15 protein-coding genes are annotated in these 23,135 nt (G+C 37.9%); 9 read left to right on the forward strand and 6 right to left on the reverse strand.

The annotated features are described in order from the left end of the window. The first annotated feature begins 367 nt into the window (after positions 1 to 367). From B8967_RS08425 to pyk, 5 genes are read left to right on the forward strand one after another with little or no spacing between them, the layout of a single operon-like run. Positions 368 to 607: an acyl carrier protein gene (locus B8967_RS08425; protein ID WP_002976354.1), complete on the forward strand. Its 240-nt coding sequence runs from the start codon at positions 368 to 370 to the stop codon at positions 605 to 607. Positions 608 to 641: 34 nt separating this feature from the next. Next, the gene (gene fabF / locus B8967_RS08430; protein WP_047493506.1) at positions 642 to 1,886 is read left to right on the forward strand and encodes a beta-ketoacyl-ACP synthase II; all 1,245 of its coding nucleotides are present in this window, start codon (positions 642 to 644) and stop codon (positions 1,884 to 1,886) included. Positions 1,887 to 1,895: 9 nt separating this feature from the next. Continuing rightward, on the forward strand, positions 1,896 to 2,660 hold the full coding sequence (gene rnc / locus B8967_RS08435) for a ribonuclease III (RefSeq protein ID WP_047493503.1): 765 nt from the start codon (positions 1,896 to 1,898) through the stop codon (positions 2,658 to 2,660). Then, positions 2,638 to 3,111, forward strand: a complete 474-nt coding sequence (locus B8967_RS08440; RefSeq protein ID WP_047493500.1) for an IPExxxVDY family protein — start codon at positions 2,638 to 2,640, stop codon at positions 3,109 to 3,111. The genes rnc and B8967_RS08440 overlap by 23 nt, the downstream gene beginning before the upstream one ends. After that, positions 3,104 to 4,549, forward strand: a complete 1,446-nt coding sequence (gene pyk / locus B8967_RS08445; RefSeq protein WP_047493496.1) for a pyruvate kinase — start codon at positions 3,104 to 3,106, stop codon at positions 4,547 to 4,549. The genes B8967_RS08440 and pyk overlap by 8 nt, the downstream gene beginning before the upstream one ends. A 134-nt stretch (positions 4,550 to 4,683) precedes the next feature. On the opposite strand, the gene B8967_RS08450 is transcribed toward pyk, so the two are convergent. The 4 genes from B8967_RS08450 to hutI all read right to left on the reverse strand — a co-directional run bounded on the left by B8967_RS08450 (position 4,684) and on the right by hutI (position 9,461). After that, positions 4,684 to 5,976, reverse strand: a complete 1,293-nt coding sequence (locus B8967_RS08450; protein WP_084085692.1) for an aldehyde dehydrogenase family protein — start codon at positions 5,974 to 5,976, stop codon at positions 4,684 to 4,686. A gap of 138 nt (positions 5,977 to 6,114) precedes the next feature. Continuing rightward, the gene (gene hutG / locus B8967_RS08455) at positions 6,115 to 7,038 is read right to left on the reverse strand and encodes a formimidoylglutamase (protein WP_084085694.1); all 924 of its coding nucleotides are present in this window, start codon (positions 7,036 to 7,038) and stop codon (positions 6,115 to 6,117) included. A gap of 100 nt (positions 7,039 to 7,138) precedes the next feature. After that, positions 7,139 to 8,215: a DUF695 domain-containing protein gene (locus tag B8967_RS08460; protein WP_084085696.1), complete on the reverse strand. Its 1,077-nt coding sequence runs from the start codon at positions 8,213 to 8,215 to the stop codon at positions 7,139 to 7,141. A 19-nt stretch (positions 8,216 to 8,234) separates the two neighbouring features. After that, positions 8,235 to 9,461, reverse strand: coding sequence for an imidazolonepropionase (gene hutI / locus B8967_RS08465; RefSeq protein WP_084085698.1), 1,227 nt, complete (start codon positions 9,459 to 9,461; stop codon positions 8,235 to 8,237). Positions 9,462 to 9,769: 308 nt separating this feature from the next. On the opposite strand from hutI, the gene ruvB reads away from it, so the two are divergent. From ruvB to coaE, 4 genes are read left to right on the forward strand one after another with little or no spacing between them, the layout of a single operon-like run. After that, on the forward strand, positions 9,770 to 10,792 hold the full coding sequence (gene ruvB, locus B8967_RS08470; RefSeq protein ID WP_047488973.1) for a Holliday junction branch migration DNA helicase RuvB: 1,023 nt from the start codon (positions 9,770 to 9,772) through the stop codon (positions 10,790 to 10,792). Positions 10,793 to 10,822: 30 nt separating this feature from the next. Beyond that, positions 10,823 to 11,434 (forward strand): FMN-binding negative transcriptional regulator, encoded by a 612-nt coding sequence (locus tag B8967_RS08475; protein WP_084085700.1) that lies wholly within the window; start codon positions 10,823 to 10,825, stop codon positions 11,432 to 11,434. An 11-nt stretch (positions 11,435 to 11,445) separates the two neighbouring features. Beyond that, positions 11,446 to 12,312, forward strand: coding sequence for an MBL fold metallo-hydrolase (locus B8967_RS08480; RefSeq protein WP_084085702.1), 867 nt, complete (start codon positions 11,446 to 11,448; stop codon positions 12,310 to 12,312). A gap of 9 nt (positions 12,313 to 12,321) precedes the next feature. Continuing rightward, on the forward strand, positions 12,322 to 12,951 hold the full coding sequence (gene coaE, locus B8967_RS08485; RefSeq protein WP_084085704.1) for a dephospho-CoA kinase: 630 nt from the start codon (positions 12,322 to 12,324) through the stop codon (positions 12,949 to 12,951). A 53-nt stretch (positions 12,952 to 13,004) separates the two neighbouring features. On the opposite strand, the gene B8967_RS08490 is transcribed toward coaE, so the two are convergent. Further along, a complete protein-coding gene (locus B8967_RS08490) occupies positions 13,005 to 17,996 on the reverse strand; it encodes a GEVED domain-containing protein (RefSeq protein ID WP_084085706.1) in 4,992 nt (1,663 codons plus the stop codon). 258 nt (positions 17,997 to 18,254) lie between these two features. Continuing rightward, a complete protein-coding gene (locus B8967_RS08495) occupies positions 18,255 to 22,964 on the reverse strand; it encodes a GEVED domain-containing protein (RefSeq protein WP_084085708.1) in 4,710 nt (1,569 codons plus the stop codon). Between the last annotated feature and the right edge of the window lie 171 nt (positions 22,965 to 23,135).

Here is a 23,135-nt window from a genome sequence, read left to right on the forward strand (position 1 = left end):
CCCGAATCCGACCAAAGATCATTCTATTTTTCATGCAGCTTAGCTTTCAATATCAGAGATGCCAATACAATAAACTTTGGAATTCAAGAAAGCTCCAGATGTCTTAGTTCTAATACTTTATTTATAAAATGAGGAGTCAGAAAAACAGAGATTTAAAAGATACAGGCCCTTGCTTTACCCTTAATCTCTTTTAGAATTGATTTCCCACCCATATAGAAACATAAAATATAACCTACTGAAAACGAAAACACTAAAGTCTAAAGTTCCAAAATGAAGGCTACAGGTCCACAAAAAAGACTAAAAAAATGTTTTATCGTAAAGAATTTTATATATTTGCACCATCTAACAATTAAAAAAATAATTTACTATGTCAGACATTGCATCAAGAGTAAAAGCTATCATCGCTGATAAGCTTGACGTTGAAGAAACAGAAGTAACTCCTGAAGCTAGCTTCACTAACGATTTAGGAGCTGATTCACTAGATACAGTTGAGTTAATCATGGAATTTGAAAAAGAATTTAATATTCAAATCCCTGATGACCAGGCTGAAAAAATTACTACTGTAGGACACGCTATCGCTTACATCGAAGAAGTAGTAAATAAATAATATTCTTCAACAAAAAAGAAATTAAACAAAGTTTATGGAATTAAAAAGAGTAGTTGTAACCGGTTTTGGAGCAATAACACCGATTGGAAATAATGCAAAAGAATACTGGGAAAACCTTGTGAAAGGTGAGAGCGGTGCCGCTCCGATTACTCTTTTTGATGCCACAAACTTTAAGACAAAGTTCGCTTGCGAAGTGAAAAATTTCGATCCTTTACAGCATTTCGATAAGAAAGAGGCTAAAAAAATGGACCGAAATACCCAATTGGGACTTGTTGCAGCCAGAGAGGCTGTAGCACATTCCAAAATTATGGAAGACAATGTAGATAAAAACAGAGTCGGTGTAATTTGGGGCTCCGGAATCGGAGGTTTAGAAACTTTTGAGACAGAAGTTTTAGGATGGGCAAACACGGAAATTCCGAGATTCAACCCATTCTTTATTCCTAAAATGATCGCGGATATTACGCCGGGACATATCTCAATAGAATACGGCTTCCACGGACCTAATTATACCACTGTATCTGCATGTGCTTCTTCAGCCAATGCTCTAATTGATTCCAAAATGCTGATCCAGCTAGGAAAAGCAGACGTTATTGTATGCGGAGGCTCAGAAGCAGCCGTTACAGCAAGTGGTGTCGGTGGATTTAATGCAATGATGGCACTTTCTACAAGAAATGATGATCCAACTACCGCTTCAAGACCTTTTGACAAAGACAGAGATGGATTTGTATTAGGAGAAGGGGCAGGATGTATCATTCTTGAAGAATATGAGCACGCGGTAAAACGTGGTGCTACAATTTATGCAGAATTACAAGGGGGAGGTTTAAGTGCTGACGCACACCATATGACCGCTCCTCATCCTGAAGGCCTTGGTGCTTATCTGGTAATGAAAAGTTGTTTGGAAGATGCAGGCTTAACTGCTGATGAAGTAGACCACATCAATATGCATGGTACCTCTACTCCATTAGGAGATATTGCTGAATCCAACGCAATTTCAAAGTTATTAGGCGAGCATGCTTATGACATTCAGATTAATTCTACAAAATCAATGACAGGTCACCTTCTGGGTGCCGCAGGTGTTATTGAAGCTATCGCTGCACTGGGAACTATTATTCATGGTATCGTTCCTCCTACCATCAACCATTTTACTGATGATGAAAATATTGACAGCAGACTAAACTTTACGTTTAATACAGCTGTGAAGAAAGATGTAAAAGTAGCCATGAGTAATACTTTTGGATTTGGTGGGCATAACGCTTGCGTTCTATTTAAGAAAATCTAAATTCAATGAATGGAGTTACAGAAATACTTTTCTAAATTCCTTCTTAAAAAAAGAAAAAGACAGTTAACGGAAAGAGAATATTTTCTCAGTACCGAGCTTAAAAAAGTGTTGGGTACGGAGGTACAAAATATTGCTTTTTACCGTGAGGCTTTCTCTTTGAAAAATTCTTCTAAAAATCAAGACAGCAATTATGAAAGGCTTGAATTTTTGGGAGATTCTGTTTTGGGTACAATTATTTCTTGTCATTTGTTCCAGACCTATCCTCAGGCTAATGAAGGGTACCTGACTCAGATGAAATCTAAGATTGTCAACCGGAAAAATCTTAATAAATTAGGAGAAAACCTAAAGCTTACAAGCCTTCTGCAAAAACAGAACAGTTCTGCAGCTTTGGGCGAGAATATCTCCGGAAATTTATTTGAAGCTTTAATTGGGGCTGTATATTTGGACTTCCATTATGATATTTGCAGAAAGATTATTTTGGATAAGCTGCTTACCCCTTCCGAGATTAACAAACTTGAAAATAAAATTGTAAGCTATAAAGGCCTCCTGCTTGAATGGAGCCAGAAAAAGAAGGTCAATATAAAGTACGAAACCTGCGAAGAAATACAGGCCAATAAGGCGATTGTATTCAGATGTCATGTCTGGTTGGGAGATGAAAAAATTGCCAATGCAACAGAAACATCGAAGAAAAAATCAGAAGAAAAGGCAGCACAGCGAGCATTTTATATTTTAAATAAAAAAGAAAACATACTTGGAAATTCAAAAACTTTATGATCTTGATGATATAGAATTTGAAGATATTGCCATAGGATTGGTAAGATTAGCAAAAGATATACCCGATCATGAGTTTTTCTATAAAATAAATCAAACAAACGATCTTAAATTCTCCAGAAAAAAAGACCTGGTCTTTCATGGAGATTATTATGACTATTTATTTCCGAGATTCGAGGCCTATCACAAGTCTACGAAGACCTGTTTTACTTTTATTTCAAACAAATCTTCGGAAAGTAAACAAAAAAAAGTTCAGACCGAGCTCTTTACAGAAGAAGAAAACATTAAATTTTTATTAAATAATCAGGCAGATGTGGAATATATTCTACATAGTTCGGAACAGTTTCCTGATTTTTCCGTAATTTTGCTCCCTGAAAATCTTGTGTTTCCAATTCAAGATTACACATTGAGTTCTGACGAAGAACTTTATCAAATTATCCAGTATTATGAATAAGTATTTAAAGAAGACAAAAATTATCGCAACACTAGGACCTGCTTCTTCATCGAAGGAGGTGATGTTAGATTTAATGAAAGCGGGTGTTGATATTTTCAGAATAAATTTTTCACATGCAGATTACGACTTAGTTCGAAACAATATTGATATAATTAGGGAACTAAACAGTGAGTACGGGTATTCAGTGGGTATTTTGGGTGACCTTCAGGGGCCCAAACTGAGAGTAGGTGTTGTAAAGGAAGGTTCTTACCTGAATCCTGGTGACATTCTTACTTTCACCAATGAAAAGATGGAAGGAGATTCTACGAAGGTATTTATGACTTACCAGCAGTTTCCACAAGACGTAAAAGTAGGGGAAAGAATCCTTATTGATGACGGAAAATTGGTACTGGAAGTTACTGAAACCAACGAAAAGGATACAGTAAAGGCTAAGACCATACAGGGGGGACCTCTAAGCTCTAAAAAAGGAGTGAACCTGCCTAATACAAAAGTATCTCTTCCTGCCCTGACTGAGAAAGATATCCAGGACGCCAACTTCATGCTAGATATGGAAGTTGACTGGATTGCTCTTTCTTTCGTACGTCATGCACAGGATATTATTGATTTAAAAGAATTAATCGCTAAACACCCTAACGGTAAATTCAAAACACCGATCATTGCGAAGATCGAAAAGCCGGAAGGTGTTAAAAATATTGACGAAATTTTATTGGAATGTGACGGTCTTATGGTTGCCCGTGGTGACCTGGGCGTGGAAGTTCCAATGGAAGAGGTTCCTGCTATCCAGAAAAACCTGGTAGAAAAGGCGAGATTCTATTCCAAGCCGGTTATTATTGCTACTCAGATGATGGAGACCATGATCAATAGCTTAACACCGACAAGAGCTGAAGTGAATGACGTTGCCAACTCCGTATTGGATGGTGCTGACGCCGTAATGCTTTCAGGAGAAACTTCCGTAGGAAGATACCCTGTACAGGTGGTAGAAAACATGGCAAAAATCGTAAAGAATATCGAAACCACTCATTTCTATCAACATAAAAATGAACCGATTGAAAAAGACTACAACTGTATAGATGAAAGATTCATTACCAACAGAGTATGTCTTGCTGCAGTAAGAATCGCAAAAACAACAAATGTTTCAGCTATTGTTACGCTTACTCACTCGGGATATACGGCATTCCAGCTTGCTGCTCACAGACCGAATTCTCAGATTATTGTATACAGTGGAAATAAAAGAGTAATTACAATGCTGAACCTTCTTTGGGGAGTACATGCGTATTACTATGATATGAAGAAATCTACTGATGAAACAATTATTCAGGTGAATATGCTGACACACAACTACGGTTATATTGAAACCGGAGATTTTGTGATCAACATTAATGCAACTCCATCTTATGAAGGTGGAAAAACCAATACATTGAGATTGACCACTGTATAAAGGGAAAAATTTTCTTTTTTAACGATATAAAAAACCTCCCGAAATAATTTTCGGGAGGTTTTTTATATCCATACAAAGCAATACTTTATACTTTATACTTTGTACATTATACTTTATACATTGTACATTATATATTAATTTCCTACAATTGTCTTTGCCGTCACAAACTCTTTTAAAGCCAGTAATGATAACTCGGTTCCATATCCTGAAGCCTTGCTTCCACCAAATGGAAAACGTGGGTCAGAACTTGTCATTCTGTTGATATTTACTGTTCCGGATTCAAGATTTTCAATAAAGAACACCTGACGGGTTTTATCTTGAGTCCATACAGAATTAGAAAGTCCGAAAGGGATATCATTGGCAATCTGTAACGCCTCTTCATCACTTTTTGCAATCATCACCATACCCAAAGGCCCGAAAAGCTCTTCTTTTAAAATTGGGTTTCCTTCCTGAACCCTGATTAAACCAGGTTTAAATTGATTTTCTGAAAGTCTTTCTAAAGGAATGATAATTTCAGCCCCATTTTCCAGCGCTCTGTTGAACTGAGCTTCCAGCTCATCAGCCAGGTCAGGTCTTGCCATTCCGGCTAATTTAGTTTCTTTACTGAAAGGGTCTCCAATTTCGTATTTTTTATATTCTTCGATGAATATTGGTAAAAATTCATCTTCAACTTTTTCATCAATGATAAATCTTTTGGCCGCAGTACAGGTTTGTCCACAGTTTTGAAGTCTTGATTTCACCCCAGCTTTTGCTGCTTCTTTAAGATCCGCATCCTCAAAAATGATAAAAGCATCACTTCCACCTAATTCAAGTAACGATTTTTTGATATTTAATCCTGCTATTGAAGCCACTTCTCCTCCTGCTTTTCCACTACCTGTAAGACTCACCCCTTTTACAACATCGTGCTCAAGAATTTCTTTTACAGCTTTATGTCCTACCTCTAAATTCTGAAAAATACCTTCGGGGAAACCAGCTTCCAAAAGAACTTCTTCAATTGCATTTCCACTTCCAAAACAAATGGAAGCATGTTTCAAAACCACTGTATTTCCAGCTAAAATTGCAGGAACAGCAAATCTCAATACCTGCCAAAAAGGAAAGTTCCAGGGCATAACTCCTAAAATGACTCCTTTCGGAACATAATGAACTTCAGAATAAGTAAATTCAGATTCAACTTTTTCGGGTTTTAAAATATCCTCAGCGTCGGCATAATAATTCATCATTAAAGCACACTTTTCTACCTCAGCAATGGATTCTGAAATGGGTTTATTCATTTCTGTAGTAATGATCCTTCCAAATTTTTCTGAATTATTCTTTAAAATTTCCGCTGCTTTTGCAATTAACTTCTGCCTTTCCTCAAACGGCATTTTTCTCCACACTGAAAAAGCTTTATCTGCTTTAATAAGCTTACTTTCAATTAATTGTTCCATAATATAATTTCTGTTTTAAATTCAGCTAATGAATTTATTCGCGCTTTTATGTAAAAGCACGGAAAAGATCAGCAAATTTCGTTCCTTAAGGATAAATAAAATAGTGATTTTCTCTATCGGAAGAATATAACTTTATCTTTACATCATCAGCCATTCATTTACCAGACATGCTGCCAGCCTCGCCGTTCGATCCTGAATATCGAAAGAAGGGTTCACTTCAGCCACATCCAGCGCAACAAGTTTGTTATTTTTTAAAATATGCCTGTAAAAATGCATAAAGGTTGCATCTGCAAAGATACCATTATATGCTGAAGCTGAAACTCCGGGAGCGATAGAAGCATTAAAAACATCCATACAAATGGTAAGATAAGCGAAATCAACATTGTCTAACAGCTCATCAATACGCTGATAGATAGAAGGAAGGTTTTCAAAAAAAAGTTCGTCAGCAAGAATATATTTCATCCCATACTGATGGGCGGTATCAAAAAGTTTTAGGGTATTTGAATTCCTCTGGATTCCGATATGAAGGGAATTGATTGGTCCTTCCTGTGCAATCTGCCAAAACCCCGTTCCGGAACTTGGACCTACCTCTTTTTCGGGCTGTCTGTTATCAAAATGGGCATCTATATTGATGATTCCTATTTTCTGCTCCGGAAAAGCTGTTTTTAGCCCCAGATAATGAGCGTAGGTCACTTCATGACCTCCGCTGAGCACTAAAGATTTTCCGCCCTTTAAAAGAACTTTAGAAACATTCTTGGCAAGACTATTCTGTGCATTTTCCAAATGACCGTCTTCGCAGGTAATATTCCCGAAATCCAACATGGAAAAGTTAGGAAGTACTACCGGAAAATTAGACATGTTTTTCCTGATCACATCCGGGGCATCTTTAGCACCCTGCCTGCCTTTATTTCTTCTTACTCCTTCGTCTACTGCGAAACCATGCAGAACGAAATCATTAGGTGAAATGCTATCGTAATTCTGCTCTTCTTTTACTCTTTGAAATATTCTGTGGAAAAGAAGCTCTTCTCCATCCCATCTACCCTGCCAAATATTTTGAACCATAATTCTTTAAAAATTCAATTGTATTTACATAGTTATATTCAGTAAAGCTAACCAATATTGTTTATATATAAAACTACTTTTTTTATTGTATCATTTGCCGTTAATGGGCATTTTCATAATCTTTAAAATATTGCCAGTATTTATCTTTGAAGATTCCAAATGATATTTTATATCCGGGATTATCCTGTATGATTGTTTTAAAAACTTTAGAAGCCTGTCTAAAGTCTTTACCCACAAAAAAACTTTCCTTTATATTGTCCGCACTTTCCCTTCCTATATATAAATAGCCCCCTTTTTTCAGTTCTTCAATAGCTTTATTTTCAATATCGTTTAATTTTTCAAAATCTTCTTTTTCAGGGAGTCCATCATTATCATCTCCATTATAGTGGATTTTAAGTACTGAAACCCATGGATAAGAAGCCTTGGCATCATATTGTAATAAAGAGAGATTCATACAGGCGATAAGGGGTCTGCTATTTTCCAGATACGCCCTGAGAATAGAAAATTTTTCTTCTTTATCATCCCTCTCTATACTTTTGTACTTCTCGATAAACTCCCTTTCTCTCCAATCCAGAAAGTCCTTCAGCTTTTCAATAGGGACAAGCTCTTTCTCCGCCTGATCTATTCCTATAACCGTAAAGGTGTCGATTTGCGTTGCAAAGTTTAATTCTCCCAAAAAATTATCTAAAAGAACACAAACTCCTGTAGTAACTGCCTTTTTATTTTCAGCAGTCCCCTGATACACAAACACGAGATCAATCTCATCCGGATATTCTTCCTGTTCGTTGGCATAAAAAGAAACAGTATCTTTTGAGAATTTATGATCTCCCAGCTCTATATTTACATTTTGTATATCTATTGCTGGTTTTAAAGCTGTAAATATCCAATGGTTAAGCTTGGGAGCAGCTTCAATAAGTTCTTCAGCGAAGACGATATTTTTCACTTCTCCTTCTACGGTAATAATCAATTCTGCTGTATCCTCATCAAACATTCCGGTAAGGAAATAATACCCCTCATTGACTTGATTAAGTTTAGAAGAAATGATATAAAAAAAGTCTTTTTCAATAGCTTCCTGTTCGCCTTCTTTTACAACTTCAAAGAATTTCTTTTCCATCGTTAAAAACCAGTCCCAAAAATCGTTGTACTCAAGCCTTTCCTTAAATTCTTTTTCCTCCATATCCTGAATAGCCTTTTACTTACCCTATCAGATTTCCATTAATATACACGTGTTCAGCTTTCAAACTTCCCTGATTATAAAGTACATTCTGGAAATTATGAGTCTTAAAAGTAACAAAATCAGCTTTTTTACCTACTTCCAGGGTTCCACGATCTTCCAGATTAAGTGCAAATGCCGCACGGAACGTCATTCCCGCCCATACCTCAGCTGTTGTCAGTTTTTGAAAAGTAGCTAATATGGAAGCCTGGGTAATTAAATTCCCCATTGGAGCTGATCCCGGATTCCAGTCACTGGCGATGGCAACAATAGCGCCTGCATCTAATAACTTCCTGGCTGGAGTAAACTTCTCCCCCAAACCTAAGCTGGCTCCCGGAAGGGCCGTTGCTACAGTATCAGATTGTGCTAAAAAGGCTATATCTTCATCAACAGTAGCTTCTAAATGGTCTGCAGATTTCGCACCTACTTCTACAGCAATTCTCGAACTTCCAGGGGTAAACTGGTCTGCATGAACCGTAATTTCAAAACCTAAAGATTTAGTTTTAAGCAAAAAAGCTTTACTTTCTTCCGGCTGGAACGCAGATTTCTCAATAAAGATATCAACACGGCGCGCCAAACCTTCTTCTTTTACTTTGGGTAAAATTTCAGTGAGAATATATTCCAGATATTCGGGATTGCTGCCTTCAAAATCTCTTGGTTTCAAATGCGCAGAAAGACAGGTGGGAACTAAAGTAGCCGGGGTAGATTCCTGGGCTCTTTTAATGATACGAAGCATTTTCAGCTCATTTTCCACATCTAGTCCATACCCGCTCTTTACCTCAATGGTAGTAATTCCGAGATCAATCAGAAAATTAATCCTTTCCAGTAAGGTAGTGAGCAATTCTTCTTCTGAAGCATTTCTTGTATGTTGTACAGAGCTCCAGATTCCGCCACCACTTTCAGCAATTTCCAGATATGTTTTTCCGGCATTACGCATTGCAAAATCATTGGCACGGTTTCCCCCGAAACAAATATGGGTATGAGAATCTACCAATGCAGGAAGAACAACCTGTTCTCCTTCTATCTTCTCAATTTCTATATCAGGATTTCCGATCTTAAGATCTTCAAAATTCCCTACTTTCTGAATGCTATTGTTATCTACCAGAATTCCTCCATCAGCAATAATTTCCAGCTGTTCATCGGAAAGTTTTCCTCTTAATGGTAAGTTAGCAAGTGTTACTATCTGCTTAAATGGTCCTATTAATTTCATTTTTTTTAGATTAAGGCTAAGATTTAAACTAAGGCTGATCTCCTCTCTTCAAATTGAATTTGTAATTAGTGGGAGTCATCAACTTTTATCTCTCTAAACAATCATTTTCTGAAAAATATGCTATCAATTATCAATATTTTTCTCTCTCAAAAATACTTAAAAAATCTCAATTTATGGGCCTTAGCTCTACTCATTCTACATCCTGCTCTTAATCTTAGCATAAACCTTATTCTCAATTCAACGTTTTATTAATCTAAGCTTCAACCTTAGTCTAAAATTCCTATCTTTGAAGTAAATGAAATGAATTAATGCCAGATTTTTTACATCCAGATAAGGAAAACTACTCACGCGAGGAGCTGATGCAGGAAGAACAGATGCGTCCCCAGAGCTTTAAAGATTTTGCAGGACAGAGGAAAACGCTGGAAAATCTTGAAGTTTTTGTTTCCGCAGCCAAAAGACGGGGCGGAGCACTTGATCATGTCCTTTTACATGGCCCTCCGGGTCTGGGAAAAACAACATTGGCCAATATTATTGCTAATGAACTCGGGGTAAACTGTAAGATTACCTCAGGTCCCGTTTTGGATAAGCCCGGCAGTTTGGCAGGCTTACTGACTAATCTGGAAGAAAATGATGTTCTTTTCATTGACGAGATCCATCGTCTTTCTCCTGTTGTGGAGGAATATCTGTATTCAGCAATGGAAGATTACAAAATTGACATTATGCTGGAAACAGGGCCTAATGCAAGAAGTGTTCAAATTGGACTGAACCCTTTTACACTAGTGGGAGCAACAACCAGAAGTGGTATGCTTACCAAGCCGATGCTGGCAAGATTTGGAATTCAAAGCAGACTGGAATATTATTCTATTGAGCTTTTATCTATGATTATCCAGAGAAGTGCCAGGGTTTTAGGGGTAAAAATCTATGAAGATGCCGCTATAGAGGTCGCCAGAAGAAGCCGTGGAACTCCCAGAATTGCGAATGCACTCCTAAGAAGGGTTCGTGATTTTGCAGAGATCAAAGGTAATGGGGAAGTTGAAATTAATATTACAAAATATGCACTCAACTCTCTCAATGTAGATGAGTTTGGCCTGGATGAAATGGATAATAAGATCATGCGTGTCATGATAGAAAACTTCAGAGGAAAGCCTGTTGGGATTTCCGCTCTGGCAACATCGATTGGAGAAAACCCGGAAACATTGGAAGAAGTATACGAACCTTTTTTAATTCAGGAAGGCTTTATTATCAGAACCCCAAGAGGAAGGGAAGTTACAGAAAAGGCTTATATCCATTTGAATATATCAAGACCCAAAGGCCCGGGAGAGCTTTTTTAGATTTAATAACAGAAAAAGTATTACGGATTTATGTTTATACCTAAATTATACAGAAGTGAAGATTTCAATGTAATGAAAGCAATTATCAGTGAAAATTCTTTTGCTTTATTAATTTCTTCTGTTGATAAAATTCGCGCTACTCATTCTATGATGATGCTTAATGAGGATAATCCGGAAAATTCTTATATTGAAACTCATATTTCCCGAGCTAATCCTCAGGCAAAAATCTTGAAAAACGGGGATGAAGTGTTGTGTGATTTCTTGGGTGCGCATGCTTATATATCAAGCAGCTGGTATGATCACGTCAATGTTTCTACATGGAATTATGAAGCGGTACAGATCCGCGGAAAAGTAGAATTGATGGATCATGATGAACTTTATGCTCATTTAGATAAATTAACATCCAAATATGAAAAATTTCAGCAATGCCCGATGATGGTGAAAGATATGGGAAAAGAGTTTGTAGAAAAAGAAATGAAAGGAGCTTTTGGTATTAAGATCATCCCTACAGAGATATTCATTAAACAAAAGCTTTCTCAAAACAGAAAAGAAAGTGATTTTAACAATATTATTTCTCAACTTGAAACATCAGATGATAATGCCAGAAAAATTGCTGGGAAAATGAAATTAATAAAAAAATAATCAAAATATATATGAAGTTATATCCAATACAATGTGGAAAATTTAAACTGGATGGCGGTGCCATGTTTGGAGTCGTCCCAAAGAGTCTGTGGGAAAAAACAAACCCAGCAGACGAAAAAAATCTAATTGAACTCGGAACCCGTTCTCTTCTTATTGAAGACGGTAAAAAATTAATCCTGGTAGACTGTGGTCTGGGTAATAAGCAGGATGATAAATTCTTTGGGCATTATTCTCTTTGGGGAGATGATAACCTGGATAAAAACTTAAAAAAATATGGTTTTGTAAAGGAAGATATCACAGATGTATTCCTTACTCATCTTCATTTTGACCACTGTGGTGGAGCCATAGAATGGAATGATGACAGAACGGGATACAGACCTGCTTTTAAAAATGCGCAATTCTGGACTAATGAAAATCACTGGAAATGGGCAACAGAGCCTAATGCAAGAGAAAAGGCAAGTTTCCTGAAGGAAAATATTATTCCGATACAGGAAAGTGGGCAATTGAATTTTCTTCCCCTTCCTACTACCGGAAATTACGGTTTTGCTCCGGACTTAAAAATGGATGTCATCTTTGTGGATGGACATACGGAAAAGCAAATGCTTCCGGTGATCCAATATCAGGAAAAAACAGTTGTTTTTGCAGCGGATCTTATTCCTACTGCCGGACATGTGAATCAGGTCTATGTAATGGGATATGATACAAGACCTCTTTTAACTTTAGAAGAAAAAGGAAAATTCCTGAAACAATGTGTAGATAACGAATATCTATTGTTTTTTGAACACGATGCCCATAATGAGCTGGCAAGCCTTAAGATGACGGAAAAAGGAGTAAGACTTGATGAAACATTCACCTTTAATGATGTTTTTGGATATTAATTTTTAATTATGGAAGAATTACATTCAGAGACACAACAGACCGAACCGGAACCATCACCCAAGATCATTGGATTAACGGGAGGCATAGGCTCGGGAAAGACAACAGTTGCCCGTTTTATTGAGGAATTGGGCTTTCCGGTTTACTATTCTGATGACCGGGCTAAAACAATTGTCAATGACGATAAGGATTTACAGATCCGGATCAAAGAACTCCTCGGGGATCAGTCATATGATAAAGAGGGTTTATATGACAGGAAATTTGTAGCAGATAAGGTTTTTAATAATAAAGATCTGCTTCAAAAATTAAATGAAATTATTCATCCTGCTGTACGTATTGATTTTGAGAATTGGATACGAAAACAGACCAAATATTTAGTTTTTAAAGAAACGGCATTGTTGTTTGAGTTAAAATTAAACAGACAGTGTTATAAATCCCTTCTGGTCACTGCAGAAGATAATATCAGAATTAAGAGGGTCATGGACAGAGACCATAAAACCTACCGTGAGGTAGAAACAATTATGGAAAAGCAAATGCCTGAAAAAGATAAAATCAAAATAGCAGATTGTGTAATCTATAACAATACCAATCTTGAAGATTTAAAAGAACAGACGGAAAAAATCGTCTTTAGTATAGAATAAAAAAGAACTCGTTAGAAAATTCTAACGAGTTCTTTTATTAAAAAATCTAAAAACTATTCTTTGATAAACTTCTTCTGCACGGTTGTTCCGTTGTTATCAATATCTATAACATACACTCCATGGATGAGTTTACTTACATTCATCTGATTATTCAACAGGATACCCTCAGCTACTACCTGCCCTACTGCATTATAAATTTTATATTTAGCTCTCTTGCTGATATTTTTCACATATAATATGGAACTTACAGGATTAGGATAAATCAAAATATCAGTCTGGTTTAGAGGATTTGGAATTATTTTTCTGGAAATCCTTACCGAATAATCCTCCACTTCCCCATTGCCAAAATTGATACAGTTTGCCGGAACTCCATCCCTCTGCATAGCTACCCTCATCAATACATATTTATAGTCTGTCATGCTTACAAATGCATCTGCAGGTACACTGAATCTTCCGGAAACAGGTGTCGTGGTATTTGGTGGTGAACTAAACACACGTTCATTGATGTCAAATTCACCGTTTCTGTTGAAGTCAATCCATACTGCGATTCCTTCATTATAGTTTTGACCGGTCCATGCTTTTTCAATACTGATTTCATTGTCTGCGGACCCCTGAATAAGTTCTATAAACGTACCGGAGACTCCGGAATAATCTGTATACGTTGAAGCTCCTGATGCATTTTCCATGACAGGTTTCCCATTAGGCTTCACGGTAACTTTAGCAATATGCTCTCCTGCCGAACTTCCCGACGCCATCTTACAATAGACTACTGTAGGAGTGGTAAAATAATACAGAGGAGTAAAAGTAGCCGGAGTTCCGTTACAAACATTAGCAACCTGCATTTCATATTTCGTGAGCTCCAAAAGCCCTGTTAGTGTATAAGTATTCGTCGGCACCTGAATAGTACTCCAACTTGGGATTCCTACTTTTCTATATCTCAGCACATAGGTTGCTCCGGGAAAAGAATCCCATCTGATGTATGCGGATGTTGGGAATATCTGTGTTATGGTAAGCCCCGGAGGAGGCAGTTCACATATTCTTTCTGTTGTAAATACAGCTGGATTTGAATACGGATTCCATGTGGTTTCCCCTGCACATCTGTTGGCAATCTGTACTTCATAATTGGTATATGGTGCTAAATTACCAAGTGTATAGGTACTGGCAGGAGCTGCAGGCAAGGTAATATCCGGATTTGGCCAACCTGTAGTTCCAACTTTTCTCCATCTCATCATATAGGATACTCCCACTACTGCAGGGTTCCAGGTAATCAGCGCAGAGCTTGCCGTAATATTGCTGATTGTAATATTAGGAGGTGTAGGATCACATCGGGTAGAAAATGTACCCATGGGTGTAAATGTACCAATTGTACTCCCACAATTAGCAGCAACCTGTACTTCATAAGTAGTAGAAGGCACAAGGTTGTTTAACGTGTGTGGAATAGCAGTAACATACACATCCGTCCAGGTAGCTGTTCCCTGTACTCTATATTGTAAAAGATAGGTAAGGTTATTGGTCGCCGCAGTCCAGTTAACAATTGCAGAGTTATGGGTTATGGTATTGAATGTAAGTCCGGTTGGTGTACTGGTGCTGCATGGTTTTAGCTGTACGGCATAGTCTTCTACTTCTCCGTTTATTGCATTTTGGCACATTACAGGAGTCGTTCCACTGAGAACAACTCTCATGGTAGTTCTCAGTGGCCCTGAATAGGCACCTGAGGGTACATCAAACATCGCAGAAACTGGTGTAGTGGTACTTGCTGAAGAAATTAGAATTCTTTCAGTATTTTCAAACTGTCCGTTTCTGTTAAAGTCAATCCATGCTGTAACCGCTGCACTTCCTGTTGCTGCTGTCCACCCTTTTGCTACAGAAATTTTATTATTTACAGATCCAATTTCCAGTGTAATCAAGGTATTAGGAGTTGTATAACTGGTATAGTTGGTTTGTACAGAATTATTATTCATAACCGGTAATCCTGGATTGATCGAGGTAACCGTTACATTTGAAATATGATTATTAGTTCCTGTACCTGTCATCGGGCAATAGGAGACTGCTGGAGTCGTAAATTGCTGTGAGGCAGAATAATTTCCCTGACTTCCATTACATTTGGTGGCTACCTGGACTTCATATTGAGTTTGCTCTGTTAGACCTTGAATGGTATAATTATTTACAGGAGCCGGTACAGGGTTTATGGTTGTCCATGCAGCTGTACCCACTTTTCTATATCTCAGTATATAAGTTGCTCCCGTCGTTGCCATCCATGATATATTAGCCGATGTAGGGGTAAGGTTTGTAATGGTAATATTAGAAGGAGCAGCACTGGTACATGCTGGTATATCAATAATCTTTACTGCATAATCCTCTACTTCCCCATTTGCAAATGAGGCGCAGGCTGCAGGATTATTCATATCTCTAAGCACTACACGCATACGGGTGGTAAGTGTTCCGGCATAGGCTGTGGCAGGTACCTGAAATATGGTTGTTACCGGAGTAGTCTGGTTATTAGAATTATTTAAAATTCTTTCAGCAGTATCAAATGTCCCATTCTTATCAAAATCTATCCAAACACTTACCGCCTTATTACTCATGGCAGCCGGCCATGATTTAGAAACAGAAACAGTATTGTTGGCTGTTCCCCTCACCAGTGTTATTAATTTTGTTGCAATTGTCGAGTAATCCGTATAATTATTTGCTCCGGAATCATTACTCATGGTATAAGCGTTGGTTCCCGAAACCGTTACATTTGAAATATATCCATTATCAGTATTACTGGAAGTAGCAGTACAGTAGGGGGTCATAAAAACTGTAACTGCAGAAAAAGGTCCTGTTACTCCTGAACATATGTTGGCTATCTGAACCTCATAATGTGTTCCGGCTGTTAAACCGGTAAGGCTTACCGTATTTGTAATGGGGGTCGGGGTATATGTTGTCCAGTTTGCTGCTCCTACTACTCTGTACCGCACTACATAAGTAGCATTAAATGATGCATTCCAGGTAATGGTTGCAGATGTTTGTGTAATAGCTGATACCACAACTCCACCCGGTGGATTGGTGGTACTACAGATAGGCAACGTTTCAATAGAAGCATTACCGACAGCATAAAATACATTATTAATTGCACTTACTCTAATCTTTGCTGTTCCACCAACGATAAGTGGGAAAGAGCTAAAATCAAGAGATTCGGTTCCGTCATTAGGAGTGGAAGCCGCCGCCACATTCCAGGTTAGTCCGTTATCTGTTGTAAAATCTATTTTAACGTTAGCGGCATTATAAGGAGCAGCATTGGTATTCACCACATCCCAGGTTACATTGGTAGGACCATTATTATAAACGATTGTCGGATTAACTTTAAAAGGTCCGTTATTTCCTACAATAATAGTTTGGACTGCAGATTGGGTCTGTTGCTGGTTGGCAAGTGGGTGATTATCCCTTACCGTAACAGTAAATCTTGTCGTTCTTGCTACTGTAGAGACTGCTTCCCACAGATTATTAGTATTATTTAAAACTCCGGCTAATACTGAAGATAGTCTAGGAAAATAACGGGTAGGGCTTGCCGTATGCATTACAGATCTAAAAGATGGTCCCGATAAAGTGTTTCCTAAATTATTGGCATCAATAACTTCATTGGCTACATCTATTTCTTCCCAATTATAGGTCATTGGATCATTTTCAGCATCAGTAGCGGATGCTGTTAAAACAAAAGCTGTTCCTTTTGGGATATTATAGGTAGATAGGGCGGCAATTACCGGTGGTGTATTACTAACCGTTGTTTCTACATCACATGTCTTGTTTACCAGATTGGTCTGAATATCTTTAATATTTATGGTATTAAAATAGGGATCAGAGTGAGCTTGAACATTATTAACAGGGCTCCCTGAATTCACAACCCCTGCATATCCCATAATAGAAGATCCTGACGCAGGCTCAACACTTGTAGGTGAACCTAATTGGCTAGGTTCGAAAGAAAAACTATGAACTCCACCCAATTGATGTCCTATCTCATGAGCTACAAAATCTATATCAAAATTATCTCCTACCGGAGGTCCACTTCCCGGAGAGGTCCATCCGGAACCTTTGTCCAGTGCTCCAGGTACAGTATTATCTCTACAAATACAGCCAACGCAACCGGCATTCCCCCCTGCACCAGGTGGAGAAAACAAGTGTCCAACATCATAATTACCGTTTCCTACAGCAGCTGTAATTACTGTCTGCACCTGTGCGTTCCACCCTTGTATACCATTAACTGTTCCCCCTTGCGTAGAAGAATAAGGATCCGTATTTGCATTGGTATAAATAAGTCCGGAATAATTCTGCAAATTCAAATGTAATGCAAAATCCTTCTCATAAACTCCATTTATACGGGTCAGGGTTGCATTCATTGCTGCTAATGCTCCAGCAACAGTACCGCCATGAAACTGAGTATATTCTCCGCATACAGAAAGAGCTAGTCTCAATGTTCTATATTTTCGGTCAGAAGATCGCCTAAAGTCTGTAAACTGATTAGTAAAAGATTTACCCTGGTGATACAGATTTTCTATTTCTTGGTGATCGCTTTCTCTTTCCCTAGTTGAGCATACAAAACCGTTTTTACCGCCCTGAGTTTTAGGGTGCACACTATAAATTGTTTTGGCTGCATTGGCCGGTTCTACAAATTCGGAACCTTCACTGGTAATGATCATGGATTGAAAATCATTAGGAGCTAAACTGAATCTTACATATTTTGTTGGATCATCTATCCCTATTCCCACATAGGAACCTAATTGATATTGATCCGCCAGCTCTTTCACTACAACAGGAAAACTATATACAGCAAACTGTTCTATTTTCCCCTTTAAAGTTGGCAAAGAAATCACGACAGGTTTAGCATTTTTTCCTGTTTCCTGTGCTTTTGAGAGCTGAGATCTTAACATCGGAAGATCTAAAGAGTAATAGCTCCTGGTTTTAGATCCGTCTCCGGTTTCTTTTCCATTGTATATTGTTGGTGTCCATTGGGCCTGAACCATTACAAGTAAACAAAAGAACAAGAAAGAAGTAAAAGTTTTTTTCATAATTTCATAAAACTTTATATTAATCTCACAAACCTAAGCCTTTTTTTATGAATTAACAATAATACAACGTATATAAATTACGAATACAATAATAAAACACGATATTAATTAATAAAATAAACAAAAATATACATTTGAACGAAAAAATTCAATAAATCACCACGTATAGATATATATTATTCAAATATCAAGTTTATATTTATATCAAAAAAATAAGCCTCCATTGCTGGAGGCTTATTCTATAGAAATTTTAATAAATTATTCTTTGATAAATTTCTTTTGAACCGTATTGCCATTATCTTCAATATCTATTACATAAACACCGTTGATTAATTTGCTTACGTTGATTTGGTTGTTCAACAGAATTCCATCGTTGATCACCTGTCCTGCCGCATTATAGATTTTATATTTAGCTCTTTTGCTAATATTCTTCACATATAATACTGAACTTACAGGGTTAGGATAAATCATGATCTCAGTTTGATCAATAGGATTTAAAACTGCCTTTTTGGAAATTCTTACTGTATAATCTTCAACTTCACCGTTAGCAAAGTTAACACAGCTTACAGGTACCCCATCTCTTTGCATAGCTACTCTCATCACTACATATTTGTAATCTGTCATGCTTACAAATGCATCTGCCGGAACACTGAATTTTCCTGATACCGGAGTGGTAGTATTCGGAGGTGAAGTAAACACTCTCTCATTGATATCAAATTCACCATTTCTGTTGAAATCGATCCATACTGCAATTCCTTCGTTATGATTAGTTCCTGTCCATTTTTTCTCAATGATAATTTCATTGTCTGTTGATCCTTGAATCAACTCTATAAACTTAGCAGTAACTCCTGTGTAATCTGTATAAGAAGAGGCACCAGATGCATTTTCCATACTAGGCTTTCCGTTTGGATTAACAGTAACCTTAGCAATATGCTCACCCGTAGAATTCTGAGAACCCATATTACAATACACTACTGTAGGTGTTGTAAAGTAATACAGAGGTGTATAATTACCTGGTGTACCATTACAGATATTCACTACCTGCATTTCATATTTTGTAAGTTCTGTCAATCCTGACAATACTACATTATTAACAGGTGTTGGAACTTCTGTCCAGCTAGGAATACCTACTTTTCTATATCTCAACACATATGTTGCTCCTGGGAAAGGATCCCACTTAACTTCTGCCATTGTTGGCAATAATTGTGTAATTGTTAATCCAGGAGGAGCAATTTCACAAATTCTTTCCGTCGTAAATACTTTAGGATTTGAATATGGATTCAGGGTATTTTCTCCTACACACTTATTGGCAATCTGAACCTCGTATGTAGTATAAGGTAATAGCGGAGTTGCACTACCAAGCACATAGGTATTGGCAGGAGCAGCCGGCAAGTTTACTTGAACCCATGCTGCTGTACCAGATCCCACTACTCTGTATCTCATCACATAAGTAGAACTTGCTGCAAGCGGTGCCCAAGTAACCAGTGCTGTAGTAGGAGTAATAGTGCTGATCGTAACATTTGGAGGTGTAGGATCACATCTCGTTGTAAATGTTTTTATAGGTGTTGCAGTACCAATAGTAGTTCCACAAACAGCTGCAACCTGAACTTCATAAGTGGTAGCCGGAGTCAGACCATTGATAACAAGTGGCGTATTACCTAAAATTGCAGAAGCATATACTTCAGTCCATGCTGTAGTTCCCTGTACTCTATATTTTACAAGATAACTTACATTAGCTCCTGTTGCCGTCCAGGTAATAGTAGCACTATTATGAGTAGCTACAACAGTAGGAGTTCCCGGAGTAGCACTGCTACATGGTCTCAACATTACTCTATAGTCTTCCACTTCACCATTCACTGCATTCTGGCACATTACCGGAGCACTTGAACGTTTTAGTACCACTCTCATTGTAGTAGTCAGTGGCCCGGAATAAGATCCTGCAGGAACAATAAATGTAGCTGTAACAGGAGTTGTTGTACTGGCTGCAGAATTAAGGATTCTTTCTGCATCAGTAAACTGTCCGTCTCTGTTGAAATCAATCCATGCTGAAACTGCATCATTATTGGTAGCACCTGTCCAACCTTTTGCTACTGATATTTTATTATCTGTAGATTCAATATCAAGAGTAATCAAGGTTTGTGCACTGGTATAGCTGATGTAGTTCGTCTGTACAGAAGTATTACTCATAGCAGGTACCCCAAGGTTAGAAGAAGTAACTGTTACATTTGAAATGTGATCGTTATTTCCACTACCTACCATCTGGCAATAAGATAAAGGTGGTGTTTTAAATGGTACTGCAGTTGAGTACGAACCTGTACTACCATTACATACTGTAGCCACCTGAACTTCATAGTCCGTTTGCTCAGTTAAAGGAGCTGTACCAGGAATAGTATAAGTATTTCCTGTAATACCGGTTACCGTTGTATAGGCACCCACCGGATTGGTTCTTCTGTATCTCAAATTATAAGTTGCTCCTGTAGCAGCTACCCATGAGAAAGTTGCACTCGTAGCTGTAAGGTTTGAAACCGTAACATTCGTTGGAGGTGTAGTAGAACATACAGGCTGATCAATAAATCTTACCGGATAGTCTTCCACTTCTCCGTAATCAAACGCATCAAATGCACCACATGGAATAGGAACGTCATATTGTTTCATAGCAACACGCATACGTGTAGGCTGAGCTCCACTATAAACAGCTCCAGCTGGTAAAGCAGCTAATGAAAAGGTATTGTTTACCGGAGTAGTGGTACTGCTTGAAGTATCCAATACTTTTTCCCAGGTTTCAAATAATCCGTTTCTATTATAATCAATCCATGCCACTACACCGTAAGAAGATGTAGATCCCGGCCAGTATTTATTAACACTAATTTTGTTTCCTGCTGATCCTCTTACCAATATAATTGTTTTGGTAGCATCTGTTGTGTAATCTTTATATACATCATACCCTGAATCATTTACCATAAGTGGTGCATTCGTAGGGGTAACGACTACCTTATTGATATAACCATCCGATGTTGTATTTACAGGGCTCGGATCACAATAAGTAAGGGCAAGGGTGGTAAAGTTCGCTAAAGGAGAGAATGCTCCCTGAGTTCCACCACATATGGTCGCTATCTGAAATTCATACTGAGTAGCATCAATCAGGTTAGGAATAGTATAGCTATTTGATAATGGAGCAGTTAAATCAACCACAGTCCATGGTAAAGTTCCAGTTCTTCTATACTGCAATTTGTATGTTGCTCCTGTAGAAGGAACCCAGCTTACAAGAGCAGTACTTGCCGTGATATTTGAAACGGTAATATTACTTGGAGGCAATGTATTACATGGCTGTAAAGCAATTACGTTTAAATTGAAATCTACATAGTTACCACTAGATACCGGTCCACATGGAACCATTGTACCGGAATATGTTGTACCAACTCTTACTCTATAGTTTCCGGGAGCCTGAGTTGCCGGTATAGGAATAGATACAGATTCAGTGGCATTATACGCTGTGGAAGCAAAAATAAGTTCACCAGTACCGGTAAAACTCATATCGTTATTCCAGTCAATCCAAACATAATAATGATATGTATTATTTCCGGCAGAAGCCAAATTCAATGTTATTGTATTGGTAGGTATTGCTGAAAATACACTGGCTGTACTGTTAACATATGCCTGGTAAGCAGCAGCAGTATAATTTAAGTTAGAAATACCTCCGGTACTTGTAATATTATTCAGGTAATATGAAGTTGATCCCGTACCTCCTGTAGGTACACAATACCCTGTATAGAAGGAAATTGGTCCGCTCCATGAGCTTTGATCAGTCGCAGAACATCTTGCTCTCACCCAGGCATAATAGGTTGTATTAGCCACCAGTGGAGAAAGCGTTGCTGTTAATCCTGTCACCGTTTGTGAAGGAGGAGTTGCACCAGTAGGAGCTGTATTATTGGTACTGTAATATACATCATATCCACCTGCAGGGGTATACCCATAAGCTGTCCAGTTCAGTACTGCACTGGTAGGTGTAACCATTCCCATAGATAATGATCCTGTAGTAGGCATTGGAGGACAAGTAGGTGGTGTAGCTAAAGCGATTGGTCCCACCCACCAGCTTTGATTGGTTCCACTACATTTTGCCCGTACCCAAACATAATAATTGGTATTCGGTACCAGTGGAGAAAGTGTTGCTGTTGGTGCTGTCACAGTTTGTGAAGGAGGAGTTCCTGCTGTTGGTGCAGTATTGGTCGTACTGTAGTATACTTCATATCCTCCTGCCGGTGCAGGGGTGGATGCCGACCAGTTTACTACAGCACTTGTAGCAGTGATCGTTCCTAAACTTAGGGCACCAGGAGGGATACATGAAGGTGGCGGACCAAAAGTAATCTGAATATTTGGTCTGCTGGAAGTCACTGTTCCTGTTCCTGTAGGAGCAGTGGAATCTCCCTGAATATACATATGTTTCGATGTAGCAGTACTATAGGTAACTGCACTTCCTGATGAAGATCCTGTTCCGTATCCACCATAGTTTGTTTCAACTAACACTAACAGGTTATCTGACCCATTATAATAAAAAGGGTTTTGTAACGTAATGGTATTCCATCCTGTTGGTAAATTAGTTAAACTCGCATCATAGACTAAAGTAGCCCCTGCAGTGGCATCAACCCAGTTTTGTGAAGTAAGAGTTGTTGTTGCAGCGGGTACAGATTTCAAATAAATCTTTACCGGCATGGTGGCAGTAGAGGCTGCAGTCACATTCCATCCTAAGGACAGGACGGTTCCTCCCGCAGCTGTATTTATTTCTGCAGCTGTATAAAGTGAAGATGATCTTTCGAATCCATAATAACAACTCAAAGGATATCTTTGAGTTGATGTTCCTGTACCAATCGTGATTGTTTGTGCTTGCAGGAATAGACCGAAGACCATACAAAGTAATGTTATGAGAGTCCTTCTGGGACTGCTCATTTTACAGAGTAAAAGTACACTCATATTTTTTAAAATTTAATAGTGATAAGAATAGTCAAGAATTATAAGGTTTTCCTAGTTGAGATGTTCAAACATATTTTTTGAAACATCTCATTTTACAGATAAACTGTATTAAAAAAGTAATTTTCATTCCATATGTTAATATTTTAATAATTACACAAATCTAATAATTTT

It is taken from the genome of Chryseobacterium sp. YR221 (genome assembly GCF_900176315.1).
GTDB classification, from domain to species: Bacteria; Bacteroidota; Bacteroidia; order Flavobacteriales; family Weeksellaceae; genus Chryseobacterium; species Chryseobacterium rhizosphaerae.